Source organism: Stenotrophomonas sp. FW305-3-2-15-E-LB1, assembly GCF_058787375.1.
In genome coordinates, this window is the sequence record NZ_JBYSZR010000002.1 from 13,382 (window position 1) to 29,872 (window position 16,491).

The 16,491-nt window shown below is 67.2% G+C and carries 14 protein-coding genes; 8 read left to right on the forward strand and 6 right to left on the reverse strand.

Annotation, left to right across the window (positions count from 1 at the left end):
- Nucleotides 1–98: 98 nt before the first annotated feature.
- The 6 genes from betB to AC3WL7_RS01795 all read right to left on the reverse strand — a co-directional run bounded on the left by betB (nucleotide 99) and on the right by AC3WL7_RS01795 (nucleotide 7,478).
- Nucleotides 99–1,571: a betaine-aldehyde dehydrogenase gene (gene betB, locus AC3WL7_RS01770; RefSeq protein ID WP_492749115.1), complete on the reverse strand. Its 1,473-nt coding sequence runs from the start codon at nucleotides 1,569–1,571 to the stop codon at nucleotides 99–101.
- 40 nt (nucleotides 1,572–1,611) lie between these two features.
- Nucleotides 1,612–2,202 carry a transcriptional regulator BetI gene (gene betI, locus AC3WL7_RS01775; RefSeq protein ID WP_492749116.1) on the reverse strand — a complete coding sequence of 197 codons (591 nt, stop codon included), beginning with the start codon at nucleotides 2,200–2,202 and terminating at the stop codon, nucleotides 1,612–1,614.
- Nucleotides 2,203–2,315: 113 nt separating this feature from the next.
- Entirely contained in the window at nucleotides 2,316–2,948 is a 633-nt protein-coding gene (locus AC3WL7_RS01780) for an ATPase (RefSeq protein WP_492749117.1), read from the reverse strand.
- Nucleotides 2,948–3,322 (reverse strand): type II toxin-antitoxin system Phd/YefM family antitoxin, encoded by a 375-nt coding sequence (locus AC3WL7_RS01785; protein WP_116863625.1) that lies wholly within the window; start codon nucleotides 3,320–3,322, stop codon nucleotides 2,948–2,950. Before AC3WL7_RS01785 ends, AC3WL7_RS01780 begins: the two co-directional genes overlap by 1 nt.
- Nucleotides 3,323–3,650: 328 nt before the next feature.
- Entirely contained in the window at nucleotides 3,651–6,404 is a 2,754-nt protein-coding gene (acnA, locus tag AC3WL7_RS01790; RefSeq protein ID WP_492749118.1) for an aconitate hydratase AcnA, read from the reverse strand.
- Between the two features lie 171 nt (nucleotides 6,405–6,575).
- Nucleotides 6,576–7,478: a LysR family transcriptional regulator gene (locus AC3WL7_RS01795; RefSeq protein ID WP_049455867.1), complete on the reverse strand. Its 903-nt coding sequence runs from the start codon at nucleotides 7,476–7,478 to the stop codon at nucleotides 6,576–6,578.
- A 109-nt stretch (nucleotides 7,479–7,587) separates the two neighbouring features.
- On the opposite strand from AC3WL7_RS01795, the gene AC3WL7_RS01800 reads away from it, so the two are divergent.
- The 8 genes from AC3WL7_RS01800 (at nucleotide 7,588) to acnB (ending at nucleotide 16,379) form a co-directional block, all read left to right on the forward strand.
- Nucleotides 7,588–8,709, forward strand: coding sequence for a 4-oxalomesaconate tautomerase (locus AC3WL7_RS01800; RefSeq protein WP_492749119.1), 1,122 nt, complete (start codon nucleotides 7,588–7,590; stop codon nucleotides 8,707–8,709).
- 76 nt (nucleotides 8,710–8,785) lie between these two features.
- Nucleotides 8,786–9,847 (forward strand): ABC transporter substrate-binding protein, encoded by a 1,062-nt coding sequence (locus AC3WL7_RS01805; RefSeq protein WP_079225216.1) that lies wholly within the window; start codon nucleotides 8,786–8,788, stop codon nucleotides 9,845–9,847.
- Between the two features lie 14 nt (nucleotides 9,848–9,861).
- Nucleotides 9,862–10,695, forward strand: a complete 834-nt coding sequence (locus AC3WL7_RS01810) for an ABC transporter ATP-binding protein (protein WP_079221774.1) — start codon at nucleotides 9,862–9,864, stop codon at nucleotides 10,693–10,695.
- Nucleotides 10,679–11,455: an ABC transporter permease gene (locus AC3WL7_RS01815; protein WP_006442371.1), complete on the forward strand. Its 777-nt coding sequence runs from the start codon at nucleotides 10,679–10,681 to the stop codon at nucleotides 11,453–11,455. The genes AC3WL7_RS01810 and AC3WL7_RS01815 overlap by 17 nt, the downstream gene beginning before the upstream one ends.
- 132 nt (nucleotides 11,456–11,587) lie before the next feature.
- Complete coding sequence (locus AC3WL7_RS01820) at nucleotides 11,588–13,048, forward strand: OprO/OprP family phosphate-selective porin (protein ID WP_492749120.1); 1,461 nt, start codon at nucleotides 11,588–11,590, stop codon at nucleotides 13,046–13,048.
- Between the two features lie 65 nt (nucleotides 13,049–13,113).
- Nucleotides 13,114–13,338, forward strand: a complete 225-nt coding sequence (locus AC3WL7_RS01825; RefSeq protein ID WP_079221776.1) for an AbrB/MazE/SpoVT family DNA-binding domain-containing protein — start codon at nucleotides 13,114–13,116, stop codon at nucleotides 13,336–13,338.
- Between the two features lie 6 nt (nucleotides 13,339–13,344).
- Nucleotides 13,345–13,743, forward strand: coding sequence for a type II toxin-antitoxin system VapC family toxin (locus AC3WL7_RS01830; protein WP_079221777.1), 399 nt, complete (start codon nucleotides 13,345–13,347; stop codon nucleotides 13,741–13,743).
- 44 nt (nucleotides 13,744–13,787) lie between these two features.
- On the forward strand, nucleotides 13,788–16,379 hold the full coding sequence (gene acnB, locus AC3WL7_RS01835; RefSeq protein ID WP_492749121.1) for a bifunctional aconitate hydratase 2/2-methylisocitrate dehydratase: 2,592 nt from the start codon (nucleotides 13,788–13,790) through the stop codon (nucleotides 16,377–16,379).
- Nucleotides 16,380–16,491 lie beyond the last annotated feature (112 nt).

The following is a 16,491-nucleotide window of genomic DNA, read 5'->3' on the forward strand; positions in this document are numbered from 1 at the left end:
ACGCGCGATGCGCAGGCGTCCCGGCGGAATGTCGGTCCGGCACGCGGGCCGGGCAGTGGGGCGGGGCGGCTCAGGGCGCGCTGATCAGAACACGCTGATCAGAACACGCTGGCGTAGTCGCCCAGTTCGACCTGCACCGACTTGATGCGGGTGTAGTGGCCCAGCGTGGACAGGCCGTTCTCGCGGCCGACGCCGGATTGCTTGTAGCCACCCACCGGCATTTCCGCCGGCGATTCGCCCCAGGTGTTGATCCAGCAGATGCCGGCTTCGAGGCGGTGGATGATGCGATGGGCGCGGCTGATGTCCCGGCTGACCACGCCGGCAGCGAGGCCGAAGGTGGTCTCGTTGGCGCGGCGGATGGCTTCCTCCTCGTCGTCGTAGGCGAGGATGCTCATCACCGGCCCGAAGATCTCCTCGCGGACGATGGTCATGTCATCGCGGCAATCGGAGAACACGGTCGGCAGCACATAGGCGCCTTCGGCCAGTGCGCCTTCTCCGGCACGGCCACCACCGGCCAGCAGGCGCGCGCCTTCGGCCTTGCCGCTGTCGATGTAGCGCAGCACGTTCTGCATGTGCGGGAAGCTGACCATCGGGCCGAAGTTGGTGTCGGCCGCCTGCGGGTCGCCGATGCGGATGCGCTTCACGCGCTCGACCACGGCGGCTTCGAACGCGGCCAGCAGGGCGCGCGGCACGAACACGCGGGTGCCGTTGGTGCAGACCTGGCCGGAGCTGAAGAAATTGGCCATCACCGCGATGTCGGCGGCGCGGTCCAGGTCGGCGTCATCGCAGATGACCAGCGGCGATTTGCCGCCCAGTTCCATGGTCACTTCCTTCAGCGAGGAGGACGCGGCCGCGGCCATCACCTTCTTGCCGGTGGCCACGCCGCCGGTGAAGGAGATCTTCTCGATCACCGGATGCTCGGTGAGCCAGTTGCCGATCTCGCCGCCCGGGCCCTGCACCACGTTGAACACGCCGTCCGGAACGCCGGCTTCGGTGTAGATCTCGGCCAGCTTCAGTGCGGTCAGCGGGGTCACTTCGGAGGGCTTGAACACCATGGCGTTGCCGGCGGCCAGCGCAGGGGCCGATTTCCACAGCGCGATCTGGATCGGGTAGTTCCAGGCACCGATGCCGGCGACCACGCCCAGCGGTTCGCGGCGCGTGTAGAAGAAGCTCGATTCGCGCAGCGGCAGCTGGATGCCTTCGATGGCGGTGGCCAGGCCGGCGTAGTACTCCAGCACATCGGCGCCGGTCACGATGTCCACCGTGGTGGTTTCGGCCAGCGCCTTGCCGGTGTCCAGGGTTTCCAGCCGGGCCAGCTCATCGTTGCGCTCGCGCAGGATATCGACGGCGCGGCGCAGGATGCGCGAGCGCTCCATCGCCGTCATCGCCGCCCAGACCTTCTGTCCTTCGGCGGCACTCTGCACCGCGCGTTCGACGTCGGCCTCGCTGGCGATCTGCACCTCGGCCAGCACCTGGCCGTTGGCCGGGTTGATGCTCTGGAAGGTCTTGCCGCTGGTGGCGTCGACGCGTTGGCCGTGGATGTAGAGCTGCTGTAGGGGCAGGGGGGACATGGGGCACTCCTGGAAACAAAGGGGAAGGGCTTGAGGCTGCTTATACGCCCTCGGGCTGCAGCTGGAAGTCGATATAGGCGTAGGCCAGCGCGCGTGCGGCGGCGGTGTCGAACGGGCCGCCGACCAGGCTGCCGCGCAGCCACAGGCCGTCGATCATCGCGGCCAGCCCGCGCGCGGCGTCGCGGGCGCGTCCGGCGGGCAGCGCGCGGTGGAACTGATGGGCCAGGTTGGAATACAGCCGCTGGTCGTTGATGCGCTGCAGGCGGGCCAGTTCCGGCTGGTGCATGCTCGCCGCCCAGAAGGTCAGCCAGACGCGCATGGCCGGGCCGCTGGTCTGGGTCTGATCGAAGTTGCCATCGACCAGGGCGCGCAGCTGGGCCCGCGGGTCTGCATCGGCGCGGGCCCGGTAGTGGGCGAAGGCATCCTTCAGTTCATTGAGGATCTGCCGCATCGCCGCGTTGAGCAGGCCGGCCTTGTCGCCGAAGTAGTGGGCGACGATGCCGGTGGACAGGCCGGCCTGGCGGGCGATGGTGGCCACGGTGGCATCGGCCAGGCCGATATCGTGGATGACCTGGAAGGTGGCCTGGATCAGCTGCTCGCGGCGGATGGGTTCGATGCCTTTCTTCGGCACGGTCTCACCTGGGGCATGGGCGTTGGCCCGAGGTGGACAGTATTGCGTTTGTTGATTGAACGTTCAATCAACAAACAGTGAAGCCAGTGTGGACATCGGGGCTGCCCCCGGAGTTACAGGCGCAGCGCGGCTTCCAGCAGGGGGGCGGCCCAGGCGGGCGTGGCTGCCAGCTGGGCAAGGTCGTCCGCTTCGGGGTACAGCACCTGGCCATCCTCCATCTGCAGCAGCAGCTGCGGATCGGGCACGGCTTCGCCGGGGGCGGCATCGGCGCTGTTGTCGTAGACCTGCAGCTGGGCCAGCACCGGCATCAGCCGCACCAGGTTCTGCTGGGCCAGCGGCCAGCGCCGGCGGATGTCAGCCTCGTTGATGGGGTGGCCACCGCTGCGCACTCGCGCCTGCACGCGCGCGATGTGCTGCTCCGGGCTGGACAGCCCGCAGAACCACATCAGCACGTCGTGGCTGTGGCTGGCTTCATGCAGCAGGGCGGCGATGGAATTGCCGCCCAGGGTGGTTTCGAAGGCGTGGTTGTGGCCCCGGTCGAGGGCATCGCGGATGCGGTTGACGCCTTCCTGCCAGGCCTGGGCGTTGGCCTCGGCCTGGGACTGGCCCGACAGCTCGCGCAGGCCACGGGCGAACGTATCCGGATTGAACCAGTCCAGCCCGGCCTCGCGCAGTACGTGGCCGCCCACCGAACTCTTGCCGGCGCCGTTGACGCCGGCAAGGACGTACAGGAACGGTCGAGACATCAGTGCCCCGTGCCGGCCTTGACCTGCCCCTTCAGGCGCGCCGGGCGGCGCAGCAGCGCACGCGCGGTGTCACCGGCCTGGGCCTGCTGCAGTACGGCCAGGCGCTGGTCGAAGCCGGCGCGCAGTTCGGCCAGGCCCGGGGCCTGCCCGCGCAGTTCTTCCAGCGAGGATTCCAGCGCTTCCACGCGGGCCTGCAGGGCGCGGTACTGCTCGATGGAGACGATGACCGCCTGCGGCTCGTTGTGGTTGGTGACCACCACCATGCGCTGGTCGCGGACCTCCTGCATGACCTTGCGCCAGTGCTCCTTCACCGACGAGGCGGTGGTGTGGGTCAGCTCGTTGATCGGGTCGAAGCGGACGGGCAGGTGAAGCATGGCGGGGCTCCAGCGGGGGGTATGGGCCCACCTTACGCCTGTTTCATGCGAATTGCATGAATCGGGAAAAATATGAATATTTCATGCGGGCTGTAGAGCCGAGCCTGCGCTCGGCTGATGCTGGCAGGTCGCCAACCGCAGCCGAGCATGGGCTCGGCTCTACAACAGCCGGGGCGTTACTTGCTGGCCAGCTGGCGCAGCACGTACTGCAGCAGGCCGCCGTGGTGGGCGAGGAGGCGCGTTTGCGAACCACGGGTTCGCGCGCCTCCGCAGCGCCCCCGCGCTGGCGCGGGGGCCGGGCTTCCGCCCATTGGTGGCACGGGACGGTTCAGCGACCCGCCAGCTGGCGCAGCACGTACTGCAGCAGGCCGCCGTGGCGGAAGTACTCGACTTCCTTCGGGGTCAGCAGCATCACCGAGACCTCGAAGGTCTTCTTCGTGCCATCGGCCTTGGTCGCGGTGACGGTCGCACGCTTGCTGGCACCGTCTTCCAGGCCGGTGATGTCGATCGTCTCCGAGCCGTCCAGGCCCAGCGACTGCGCGTTGTCGCCGTTGCGGAACTGCAGCGGCAGCACGCCCATGCCGACCAGGTTGGAACGGTGGATGCGCTCGAAGCTCTCGGCCACCACGGCCTTCACGCCCAGCAGCAGAGTGCCCTTGGCGGCCCAGTCGCGCGACGAGCCGGTGCCGTATTCCTTGCCGGCCAGCACCACCAGCGGCACGTTGTCGGCCTTGTACTTCATGGCCGCGTCGTAGATCGCCAGCTTTTCCGGCTGGCCGCCGTTGGCCGGGTAGTACAGGGTGTTGCCACCTTCCTCGCCACCGAACATCAGGTTCTTGATGCGGATGTTGGCGAACGTGCCGCGGACCATGACGTCATCGTTGCCGCGGCGGCTGCCGTAGCTGTTGAAGTCGGCCGGCTGCACGCCGCGTTCCTGCAGGAAGCGGCCCGCCGGCGAATCCTTCTTGATGTTGCCGGCCGGGGAGATGTGGTCGGTGGTGATCGAATCGCCGAACAGGCCCATCACGCGCGCACCGTGCACGTCGTCGATGCTGCCGGTCTGCATGGTCATGCCATCGAAGTACGGCGGGTTCTTGATGTAGGTGGAGGCATCGCTCCACTCGTACAGGTTGCCGTCCGGCGAGGCGATCGTGTTCCAGCGACTGTCACCCTTGAACACGTCGGCGTAGTTCTGCTTGAACATTTCCGGGCCGATGGTCGCGGCGATGACGTCGCCGATTTCCTTGTTGCTCGGCCAGATGTCGCGCAGGAACACCGGCTGCCCATCGCTGCCGGTGCCCAGCGGCTGGGTGGTCAGGTCGATGTCGGTGGTGCCGGCGATGGCGTAGGCCACCACCAGCGGCGGGCTGGCCAGGTAGTTCATCTTCACTTCGGGGTGCACGCGGCCCTCGAAGTTGCGGTTGCCCGACAGCACCGAGGTGACCACCAGATCGCCCGTGGCGATGCCGGCGCTGACTTCGGTGGGCAACGGACCGGAGTTGCCGATGCAGGTGGTGCAGCCGTAGCCCACCACGTAGAAGCCGATCTTCTCCAGCTCCGTCAGCACGCCGGCCTTTTCCAGGTAATCGGTGACCACGCGCGAGCCTGGGCCGAGCGAGGTCTTCACCCACGGCTGGCGGTTCAGGCCCTTGGCGGCGGCGTTGCGGGCCAGCAGGCCGGCGCCGATCATCACCGCCGGGTTGGAGGTGTTGGTGCAGGAGGTGATGGCGGCGATGACGACCGCGCCGTCCTTCAGGCGGACCTTGCGGCCTTCGGTCTCGATGTCCGCATAGCCCTTGGCCAGCTGTTCGTTGCCGACGGCCGCGCCGCCTCCTTCACTGACGAAGGTGGAGACATCGGCGCTGCGCTTGTCGCGGTTGGCGGTGAGGCCGACCAGCGATTCGCGGTAGTTCTTCTGCACGTCTTCCAGCAGCACGCGGTCCTGCGGGCGCTTGGGGCCGGCCAGCGAAGGCTTGACCGTGCCCATGTCCAGTTCCAGCGTAGTGCTGTACTGGGCCGGTGCGCTGCCCGGTTCGTGCCACAGGCCCTGGGTCTTGGCATAGGCTTCGACCAGGTTGATCTGCTCGTCGCTGCGGCCGGACAGGCGCAGGTAGTTCAGCGATTCGTGATCGATCGGGAAGATGCCGCAGGTGGCGCCGTATTCGGGGGCCATGTTGCCGATGGTGGCGCGGTCGGCCAGCGGCAGGTGCTGCAGGCCGTCGCCGTAGAACTCGACGAACTTGCCGACCACGCCCAGCTTGCGCAGCATCTGGGTGACGGTCAGCACCAGGTCGGTGGCGGTGGCACCTTCGGGCAGCTTGCCGCTCAGCTTGAAGCCGACCACCTGCGGGATCAGCATCGAGGACGGCTGGCCGAGCATGGCCGCCTCCGCTTCAATGCCGCCCACGCCCCAGCCAAGCACGCCGATGCCGTTGATCATCGTGGTGTGGCTGTCGGTACCGAACACGGTATCGGGGTAGGCAACCGCCTTGCCGTCCTTGTCCGCGGTCATCACCACGCGGGCCAGGTTCTCCAGGTTCACCTGGTGGACGATGCCGGTGTTGGGCGGCACCACCTTGAAGTTGTCGAAGGCCTTCTGGCCCCAGCGCAGGAAGCCGTAGCGTTCCTGGTTGCGCTGGAATTCGATCTTGCCGTTGAGGTCCAGGGCGTCGGGCTTGCCGAACACATCGACCTGCACCGAGTGGTCGATGACCAGTTCGGAGGGGATCTGCGGATTGATCTGCTCGGGCTTGCCGCCCAGCTTGACCACCGCATCGCGCATGGCGGCCAGGTCGACCACGCAGGGCACGCCGGTGAAGTCCTGCAGGACCACGCGCGCGGGCATGAAGGCGATTTCGGTATCGGGCTCGGCGCTGGGCTGCCAGCGAGCCACCGCTTCGATGTGGTCGGGGCCGACGGTGGCGCCGCCGTCCTCGTGCCGGAGCAGGTTCTCCAGCAGGATCTTCATCGAATAGGGCAGGTGGGAGATATCGAAGCGCTGGCCCAGCTTGGGAAGGCTGAAGTAGTCGTAGGTCTTGCCGCCGACGTCCAGCTGGCTGCGGGTGGAGAACGAATCGCTCATGCGGGATGACTCCTCTTGCGGATGGCTTGCACTGGCCCACCGTGGCGGGCCTGCTTGCGTTTGCCGGTGGCGTTCCGGCCGCCGGATCCCCACCAGTATGGCCGAGCGGGGAGGGGCCGAAACGCCCTTGGCGCAGGACGCAAGGTTACATGGCTGTATGTAGTGCCGATGTCACGGTTTGCCGCGCCACTGGCTCATCAGCATCTGCAGGAAGCGCTCGGCAGTGGGTGAGAGCAGGGCGCCGCGGCGGCGCACGATGCCGATGGTGCGCGACACCACCGGATTGCCGATCGGGCGGGTCACCAGGATCGGGTGGTCGCCATCGGGGGTGGCCATTTTCGGCAGCACCGACACGCCGATGCCGGCTTCGACCATGCCCAGGGACGTGGACAGGTGGGTCACTTCGTAGTGCCAGCTCAGCTTGAGGTTTTCGCGTGCCAGGGCGCCGTCGAGCAGGGTGCGGTTGCCGCTGGTGCGGTGCACGGTGATGAGCTGGTGCTGGGCCAGGTCGGCCCATTCGACCTTGCGCTTGCGGGCCAGCGGGTGGTCACGGCGGCAGGCCAGCACGAAGGGGTCTTCGGCCAGCACGTCGAAATCCAGGTTGGGGTCGTTGGCCCCCATGAAGTTGATGCCGAATTCCACTTCGCCGCGTTCCACCGCCTGCAGGCCTTCGGTGGCCGGGATATCGAGGATGCGGAAGCGCACGTTCGGGTGCGCCTCGTGGAAGCGAGCCATCACGCTGGGCAGGAAGTAGAACGCGGCCGTCGGCAGGCAGGCGATGGTGACCGTGGCGCCGCGGGTGTCCTCGCGGCCACGCAGGGAAAACAACGAACCGTCGAACTCTTCCAGCATGCGCCGCACCAGCGGCAGCAGGTTTTCGCCGACGGCGGTGGTGCTGACGCTGCGCGTGGTGCGTTCCAGCAGGGGTGAGCCGACAGCCTGCTCCAGTTTCTGGATGCGGCGGCTGAGCGCTGGCTGCGATACGTGCAGGCTTTCAGCGGCGCGATGGAAGCTGCGTGTCTCGGCAACGAGAAGGAACGCGCGCAGGTCGAGGATTTCGCAATTGATGCTCATGGGGTATCAATCATCCAAAAATCAGCAATTCACAGATCAATCGGGGTCATGCCAGTATCGAATCACAGAGGGGGTATTCATCCCCTATACGCATCAATCTAGCACACGTATGTCCAACGATCTGCTCAGCATTCCCTGCGTGCTCATGCGCGGCGGTACCTCCAAAGGCCCCTTCTTCCTGGCATCCGACCTGCCGGCGGACACCGCCCAGCGCGACCGCCTGCTGCTGGAAGTGATGGGCTCGGGCCATCCGCTGCAGATCGACGGCATCGGTGGTGGCAACGCCCTGACCAGCAAGGTGGCGATCATCGACCGCTCCAGCCGCGACGATGCCGACGTGGACTATCTGTTCGCCCAGGTGCGGGTGGAGCAGCAGGTGGTGGATACCTCGCCCAACTGCGGCAACATGCTGGCCGCGGTCGGCCCATACGCCATCGAACGGGGCCTGGTGCAGGCGCAGGACCCGCAGACGTCGGTGCGCATCTTCAACGTCAACACCGGCAAGCTGATCGTGGCAACGGTGGAAACGCCCGGTGGCGAAGTGGTCTACCGCGGCGATACGCGGATTGCCGGTGCGCCGGGCTCGGCCTCGCCGGTGCGGCTGTCCTTCCTGGATGCGGCCGGTGCCCGCACCGGCAAGCTGCTGCCCAGTGGCCACGCGCAGGAAACCATCGATGGCGTGACGGTGAGCCTGGTGGACTGCGCGATGCCGATGATGCTGGTGCGCGCCGAGGACCTGGGCGTGCGCGGTGATGCGGCGCCCGCCGAACTGAATGCGGATGCGGCCTTCCTCGCCCGGCTGGAGGCGCTGCGCATCGAAGCCGGGGCCCGCATGGGCATCGCCGATGCCGGCAACAAGGTGATTCCCAAGCCGGTGCTGCTGTCTGCGCCGCAGCACGGCGGCCATCTGCAGGTGCGCTACTTCATGCCACACCAGTGCCATACCGCGCTGGCGATCACCGGTGGGGTCGGCCTGGCCACGGCGGCGGTCACGCCAGGCACGCTGGCCAACACTTTCGTCGGATGCCTGGGCCTGCCCGGCAGCATTACCCTCGAACATCCGAGCGGGGCCCTGGACGTGGGCCTCAGCCGAAGCTCGGACGATGCGCCGGTGGTTGCCAGCGTGGTCCGTACTGCCCGCCGCCTGTTCGAAGGCCGCGTGTTCGCGACCTCGCCGGCAACCCCCGAGATCTGTTCCACCCAAGCCCGCCAATGGACTTCAGCGGCATGACCTGAAACCGGTCGGGCCCGCGCAGCCGCGCGTGGCCGGCCACCACAACGTAGATGCTTCACTCCTGGGAGGGATGATGTACAAGCAGATGTTCATGGCCGCGCTGTGCGCGGCAGGCCTGGCCATGGCCGGGTGCAGCAAGCAGGGGGCCGATGCACAGGGCGCGGCGGCCGGCGGTGGCGACAACGCGCCGGTGCGGATCAGCGTGGGGTCGTACAACCTCAACAACCTGCCGTTCTTCATTGCCGATTCGAAGGGTTACTTCAAGGACGTCGGCCTGGAAGTGAAGACCGAGAACTTCGCCCAGGGCGGTTCGAAGGTCCTGCAGGCGCTGGTGGCCAACTCGACCGACGTGGCGGTCGGCTTCTATGACCACACCATCCAGATGCAGGCCAAGCACAAGGACGTCGTGGGCTTCGTACTGCTGTCGCGCAATTCCGGCCTGGTGATGGCCGGCCGCGATGATGCGACGTTCGACCCGGCGCGCCCGGATACGATCAAGGGCCAGAAAGTGGGCATCACCGCACCGGGTTCCTCGTCCGATTTCTTCGTGCGCCACTTCCTGGCCCAGCATGACATCCCGGTGGACAGCATCTCGCTGATCGGCGTGGGGTCCGGCGCGGCGGCGGTGGCAGCACTGGAGCAGGGCAAGATCGACCTGCTGGTGAACTATGACCCGGCGGCGACGCTGATCACCGAGCGCAAGGTCGGGAAGATCATCATCGATGCACGCAGTGACGAAGGCGCGCGCCAGGTCTATGGCGGCCTGTACCCCACCTCGGTGATGTATGCCAACCGCAGCTTCCTGGAACAGCGCCCGCAGGCGGCCGAGAAGATCGCCCGCGCCGAGCAGATGGCCCTGAAGTTCATCGCCGACAACAGCGCCGAGGACATCGTCGCCGCGCTGCCGGACAGCTACGTCTCCGGCGACCGTGCCACCTACGCCCGTGCCGTGGAGAACGCCCGCGCGATCTTCACCACTGATGGCCACTTCACCGCGGCCGATCTGGAAACGCCGCTGAAGGTGCTGCGCGAGTTCAACAAGGATGTCGCCAACGCCGACATCGATCTGTCCAGGACCTACACCAATGCCTTCGTCGAGCGTGCCCACGCTGCGGCGCCGGCTGCCCAACGTTAAGCGGAGGTAACCCCATGGCCCTCAATGCCACCGTGCGCCAGCTCAACGGCGCGCCGCAGCTGGAGCCTGCACAGACCATGGTCGCCATCAACAAGGTGACCATGTCCTTCGGCGAATTCACCGCCGTGCGTGATGTCGACATCCAGGTGGGCGACGGCGAGTTCCTCGCCATCGTCGGCCCCACCGGCTGCGGCAAGAGCACCATCCTCAATTCCGTGGCGGGGCTGCTGAAGCCGTCGTCCGGCGAAGTGGCCATCGACGGCCGCGCGGTCAGCGGCGTGCAGGAGTCGGTCGGCTACCTGTTCCAGCAGGATGCGCTGCTGCCGTGGAAGACCGCCTACCAGAACGTCGAGCTGGGCCTGCGCTTCCGCGGCGTGCCCGAGGCCGAGCGCAAGGCCAAGGCCAATGCGTGGCTGGCCAAGGTCGGCCTGGCCGGCTTCGAGCACCGCTATCCGCACCAGCTGTCCGGTGGCCAGCGCAAGCGCGTGCAGATGGCACAGGCGCTGATCGTCGAGCCGAAGGTGATCCTGATGGACGAGCCGTTTTCGGCGCTGGACATCCACACCCGCCACCTGATGCAGAACGAGCTGCTGCGCCTGTGGCAGGAGGATCGCCGCTCGGTGATCCTGATCACCCACGACCTGGAAGAAGCCATCGCGCTGGGTGACCGCGTGGTGGTGCTGTCTTCCGGCCCGGCCAGCCGCGTTGTGCGCAGCTTCGATGTGGGCCTGGAACGGCCGCGCAATGTTGCCGAGATCAAGCTGGACGAACGTTTCACCGACCTGTACCGCGACATATGGGCCTGCCTGCGCGGCGAAGTGGAGAAGAGCTATGCACGCCAAGACTGACAAGATCATCCAGCTGGCCCTGGTCATCGCCGTGTTCGGTGGCTGGGAAGGCGGCATCGCGCTGGGCGTGATCGATCCGTTCTTCTTCCCCTCGCCGACGGCGATCGTGCAGCAGGCGTGGACCTGGCTGTCCGATACTTCCTTCTACCAGCACGTCTACATCACCCTGACCGAAACCGCGCTGGGCTACCTGATCGGTACCGGCCTGGGTGTGGCCGGTGGCGTCTGGCTCGGCCTGAGCCGCCGCTCGGCGCGCATCCTGGATCCCTTCATCAAGGGCTTCAATGCGATCCCGCGCGTGGTGCTGGCGCCGATCTTCGTGCTCTGGCTGGGCCTGGGCCTGTGGTCGAAGGTGGCCCTGGCGGTGACCCTGGTGTTCTTCACCACCTTCTTCAACGCCATGCAGGGCGTGCGTGAAGTGAACCCGGTGGTGCTGGCCAATGCGCGCATCCTCGGTGCGGGCCGCAGCGACCTGCTGCGCCACGTCTACTTCCCCGCGGCTGCCAGCTGGATCCTGTCTTCGCTGCGGACCTCGGTCGGCTTCGCCGTGGTCGGCGCCATCATCGGCGAGTACCTGGGCGCTTCGGCAGGCCTGGGTTACCTGATCGCACAGGCCGAAGGCAACTTCAATGCCGTGGGTGTGTTTGCCGGCATCATCATCCTGGCCGCCTTCGTGCTGGTCATCGATGCCCTGCTCGACGTGGTCGAGAACAAGCTGATCACCTGGCGTCCCAACGCCCAGGCACAGGCCACCAGCTGACCGCGCTGCGCTGAGCCCGCATGCCGTGCCGCCGGGCTGATCCGGCGGCGCGCGCTGCCTCCCCCGATCTTCCCCCGCACCACCGCAACAGGCCAGCGCCAGGCCAGGGGGCCGGCTGGCCGGAGAGAACCCATGAACACGCACACCGTGCTGCCCCGCGCAGCGCTGTCGGTCGCGCTCGGCCTGCTGTTGGCCAGCGGCCATGCCGGGGCACAGTCCGCCCCGGCCCCGTTGAGCCAGGCCGAACTGTCGGCGCTGGTGCAGCAGCAGGCACTGCAGATCCAGCAGCTTGAAGCCCGCCTGCGTGCGGTTGAAGGCGGGCAGGGCGGCGCTGCAGCCGCCGTGGCGACACTGGGCCCGGCACCGGGCCCGGCACCGGGCCCGGCACCGGCACCTGCGCTGGAAACGCGCGTGGCCGCGCTGGAGTCAAGCCAGTCCAAGGCACCGAAGGTGTCCTGGGCGAAGGGCGCGCCGGAATTCAGCAGTGCCGATGGCAAGGTGGCGTTCCGCCCGCGCGGCCGCCTGTTCGTCGATGGCTCCAGTACCGATGGCTCGTCGGTGGCTGACCGCAACATTTCCGGCACCGAGATCCGCTCGGTGCGCCTGGGCGCGGAGGGCCGCTACGGCATCCTCGGCTGGGCGGTGGAGGGTGACTTCGCCGACAACGCAGTGGCCTGGAAATCGGTCTATGCGACCGTGGACCACACCCTGTTCGGCCTGCCGGCCGACCTGACCGTGGGCAACCGGCTGAACGACCGTGGCATCGACGGCTCCAGCAGCACCTCCAACACGCCGTTCCCGGACCGCAACGTGGTCGGCACGCTGATGCTGCCGCAGCGTGGCCTGTTCGGCGTGGGCCTGACCGAGCGCGTGTACGGCAAGGGCTGGCACGCCAGCCTGTCGGTGGCGGGCAACGACCTGAACAACGCCGGCAACGACAACGACAGCCAGACCTGGGCCACGCGCGTGCATTGGAATCCGGTGGCCAGCAAGGCCGCCACCGTGCACCTGGGGGCCTGGGCCTTCCACGAGGAGATCGCCGCCGGTGCCAGCGGCGTGCTGCGCAGCTCGGCCATCGCCGGGCACTTCAACGATCTGGTGAAAATCGCCCCGGGTACCCTGGTGGGGGCCGAGCGCAGCACGGCCTATGGCCTGGAAGCGGCTGGGTTATTCGGCCCGGCATGGGCCACCGGCGAATGGGGCACGCGCAACCTGCGCGGTGTCGACGCCAGCGGCCGTTACGACCTGGACCATGAGGCCTGGGCGGTGTCGGCGGGCTGGTTCCTGGCGGGCGCGCTTCCGGCGTACTCGGGCAAGGCCGGCACCTGGGGCAAGGTGAAGGTGGCCGACCCGGTGACCGATGGCGGCGCCGGGGCCTGGGAATTGAAGGCGCGCTATGAGGACGTGGACTACGCCGAGCTGCCCACCGGCGGTACCGGCCACGCGTGGACGCTGGGAACGAACTGGTACCTGAACGACTACAGCCGGGTGATGTTCGAGGCGATCCGCTGGCAGACCTACAACCGCAGCGGCAGCGGGCAGGGCAGGGACGAGGGCACGACCTTCAATACCCGCCTGCAGGTGGTCTTCTAAGTACGCGGCTGGCGGTATGGCCCCTTCGGTATGTATAATTCGTGCATACCGAAGAGGGCCTACCCATGGAAGCCACCGTTGCAGAGCGCGGACAGATCACCCTGCCCAAGGCAGTGCGTGACGCGCTGGGCCTGACCAAGGGCACCCAGCTGAAGGTCGAGCTGGACGGCAGCCGGATCATTCTGCGCAAGAGTGTTGACGATGCCATTTCACGGGCGCGCGGCAAGTTCGCGCTTGATGGCTTCGATTCGGCCGAGGCCGCCGTGCGCGCCGTGCGCGACGAGGAATAAGCCGTGATGATCGCCGTCGATTCCCCGGTGCTGGTCGAACTGCTGAGCAACGGCCCGCAGGCCGATGCAGTGGAGGCCTGCCTGCGGCAGAGCCTGGTCGGCGGCCGCGTGGTGGTCTGCGGCGCGACCCTGGCTGAAGTCTGCGCCTCGCTGCGCGGCGGCGCCGAGGTGCTGGAAGCACTGGAAGAAATGGGCGTGCACTTCAATGCGCTGGAGGCCAAGTCGGCCCTGCGCGCCGGCGAGATGCACCGCCGTCACCGCCAGCGCAGCGGCAGCCGCCGCAGCCTGGACGATTTCATGGTCGGCGCCCACGCACTGCTGCAGTGCGATGGCCTGATCACCTGGAACGACACGTTTTACCGCGACTACTTCAAGGGCCTGAAGCTGATCGTGCCGCAAGCCTGAGCCCACTTTTGTTTTTTCAACCTACGCATTACCCGGGAGTTGTCATGTTGGAAGCCTACCGCCACCACGTCGCCGAGCGCGCTGCGCTTGGCATCCCGCCGCTGCCGCTGAGCGCGCAGCAGACGGCCGATGTCATCGAACTGCTGAAGAACCCGCCGCAGGGCGAGGCCGAGTTCCTGCTCGACCTGCTGACCCACCGCGTGCCGGCCGGCGTCGACGATGCTGCCAAAGTCAAAGCCTCGTACCTGGCGGCCATCGCCCTGGGCAGCGAGCAGAACCCGCTGATCAGCCGCGAGCACGCCACCGAACTGCTGGGCACCATGCTCGGCGGTTACAACGTCGCCCCGCTGGTGCAGCTGCTGGACGATGCCAGCATCGGCACCATCGCTGCTGCGGGCCTGAAGAAGACCCTGCTGGTCTTCGATGCCTTCCATGACGTGCAGGAAAAGGCCAAGGCCGGCAACGCCAACGCCCAGTCCGTGCTGCAGAGCTGGGCCGATGCCGAGTGGTTCACCAGCAACCCGGAAGTGCCGCAGAGCCTGACCGTCACCGTGTTCAAGGTGCCGGGCGAAACCAACACCGACGACCTGTCGCCGGCCCCGGACGCAACCACCCGCCCTGACATTCCGATGCACGCCCTGGCGATGCTGAAGAACAAGCGCGACGATGCGCCGTTCACCCCGGAAGAAGACGGCAAGCGCGGTCCGATCCAGCAGATCCTCGACCTCAAGGACAAGGGCCACCTGGTTGCCTACGTCGGCGACGTGGTCGGCACCGGTTCCTCGCGCAAGTCGGCCACCAACAGCGTGCTGTGGTGGACCGGCGATGACATTCCGTTCATCCCGAACAAGCGCGCCGGTGGCGTCTGCCTGGGCGGCAAGATCGCCCCGATCTTCTACAACACCATGGAAGATGCCGGCGCCCTGCCGATCGAGCTGGACGTTTCGCAGATGGAGCACGGCGACGTGGTCGAGCTGCGTCCGTACGACGGCAAGGCACTGAAGAACGGCGAAGTGATCGCCGAGTTCGAAGTGAAGAGCGACGTGCTGTTCGACGAAGTGCGCGCCGGTGGCCGCATTCCGCTGATCATCGGCCGCGGCCTGACCGGCAAGGCGCGTGAAGCGCTGGGCCTGGCCCCGACCGACCTGTTCCGCCTGCCGGTGCAGCCGGCCGACAACGGCAAGGGCTTCTCGCTGGCACAGAAGATGGTCGGCCGTGCCTGTGGCCTGGCAGAAGGCCAGGGCATGCGCCCGGGCACCTACTGCGAACCGAAGATGACCTCGGTCGGCTCGCAGGACACCACCGGCCCGATGACCCGTGACGAGCTGAAGGACCTGGCCTGCCTGGGCTTCTCGGCCGACCTGGTGATGCAGTCGTTCTGCCACACCGCCGCCTACCCGAAGCCGGTGGACGTGAAGACCCACCACACCCTGCCGGAGTTCATCTCCACCCGTGGCGGCGTCTCGCTGCGCCCGGGCGACGGCGTGATCCACAGCTGGCTCAACCGCATGCTGCTGCCGGACACCGTCGGCACCGGTGGTGACTCGCACACCCGTTTCCCGGTGGGCATTTCGTTCCCGGCCGGTTCGGGCCTGGTCGCCTTCGCTGCGGCCACCGGCGTGATGCCGCTGGACATGCCGGAATCGGTGCTGGTGCGCTTCAAGGGCCAGATGCAGCCGGGCGTCACCCTGCGTGACCTGGTCAACGCCATTCCGCTGTACGCCATCAAGTCGGGCCTGCTGACCGTGGCCAAGGCTGGCAAGAAGAACATCTTCTCCGGCCGCATCCTGGAAATCGAAGGCCTGCCGGAGCTGAAGGTCGAACAGGCGTTCGAACTGTCCGACGCCTCGGCCGAGCGTTCGGCGGCCGGTTGCTCGGTGCGCCTGAACAAGGAACCGATCATCGAGTACCTGACCAGCAACATCACCCTGCTGAAGTGGATGATTGCCGAGGGTTACCAGGATCCGCGTTCGCTGCAGCGCCGTATCGAGAAGATGGAAGCGTGGCTGGCCAACCCGGAGCTGCTGGAGCCGGATGCCGACGCCGAATATGCTGCCGTCATCGAGATCGACCTGGCCGACATCCACGAGCCGATCGTGGCCTGCCCGAACGACCCGGACGACGTGAAGACGCTGTCCGAAGTGGCCGGCGCCAAGATCGACGAAGTGTTCATCGGTTCGTGCATGACCAACATCGGTCACTTCCGTGCCGCTGCCAAGCTGCTGGAAGGCAAGCGCGACCTGCCGACCCGCCTGTGGGTGGCCCCGCCGACCAAGATGGACGCCTCGGAGCTGACCAAGGAAGGCGTGTACGGCACCTTCGGCGCCACCGGTGCACGCATGGAAATGCCGGGCTGCTCGCTGTGCATGGGCAACCAGGCGCAGATCCGCGAAGGTTCCACCGCGATGTCGACCTCGACCCGCAACTTCCCGAACCGCCTGGGCCGCAACACCAACGTGTACCTGGGTTCGGCCGAACTGGCCGCGATCTGCTCGCGTCTGGGCCGCATCCCGACCAAGGAAGAGTACATGGCCGATGTGGGCGTGATCGCCCAGAGCGGCGCGGAGATCTACCGCTACATGAACTTCGACCAGATCGAGGAGTACCAGGACGTGGCCAAGACGGTCGCTGCCTGATGCGGTAACGGAAAACCCCCGGCTCGCGACGGGGGTTTTTTTATGTGCGGACGATGTGCGGTAGTGCCGGCCGCTGGCCGGCAGCCGTGTGATGGGCGCAGGCATGCCGGCC

Excerpts from the sequence above, each read along its gene's own strand:
- AC3WL7_RS01785 (WP_116863625.1), bottom strand. The coding sequence starts at position 3,322 with ATGCTTCACCTGCCCGTCCGCTTCGACCCGATCAACGAGCTGACCCAC.
- AC3WL7_RS01795 (WP_049455867.1), bottom strand. The coding sequence starts at position 7,478 with ATGAGCATCAATTGCGAAATCCTCGACCTGCGCGCGTTCCTTCTCGTT.
- AC3WL7_RS01815 (WP_006442371.1), top strand. The coding sequence starts at position 10,679 with ATGCACGCCAAGACTGACAAGATCATCCAGCTGGCCCTGGTCATCGCC.
- AC3WL7_RS01810 (WP_079221774.1), top strand. The coding sequence starts at position 9,862 with ATGGCCCTCAATGCCACCGTGCGCCAGCTCAACGGCGCGCCGCAGCTG.
- AC3WL7_RS01780 (WP_492749117.1), bottom strand. The coding sequence starts at position 2,948 with ATGTCTCGACCGTTCCTGTACGTCCTTGCCGGCGTCAACGGCGCCGGC.
- AC3WL7_RS01830 (WP_079221777.1), top strand. The coding sequence starts at position 13,345 with ATGATCGCCGTCGATTCCCCGGTGCTGGTCGAACTGCTGAGCAACGGC.
- AC3WL7_RS01820 (WP_492749120.1), top strand. The coding sequence starts at position 11,588 with ATGAACACGCACACCGTGCTGCCCCGCGCAGCGCTGTCGGTCGCGCTC.
- AC3WL7_RS01800 (WP_492749119.1), top strand. The coding sequence starts at position 7,588 with ATGTCCAACGATCTGCTCAGCATTCCCTGCGTGCTCATGCGCGGCGGT.
- AC3WL7_RS01825 (WP_079221776.1), top strand. The coding sequence starts at position 13,114 with ATGGAAGCCACCGTTGCAGAGCGCGGACAGATCACCCTGCCCAAGGCA.
- AC3WL7_RS01805 (WP_079225216.1), top strand. The coding sequence starts at position 8,786 with ATGTACAAGCAGATGTTCATGGCCGCGCTGTGCGCGGCAGGCCTGGCC.
- acnA (WP_492749118.1), bottom strand. The coding sequence starts at position 6,404 with ATGAGCGATTCGTTCTCCACCCGCAGCCAGCTGGACGTCGGCGGCAAG.
- betB (WP_492749115.1), bottom strand. The coding sequence starts at position 1,571 with ATGTCCCCCCTGCCCCTACAGCAGCTCTACATCCACGGCCAACGCGTC.
- acnB (WP_492749121.1), top strand. The coding sequence starts at position 13,788 with ATGTTGGAAGCCTACCGCCACCACGTCGCCGAGCGCGCTGCGCTTGGC.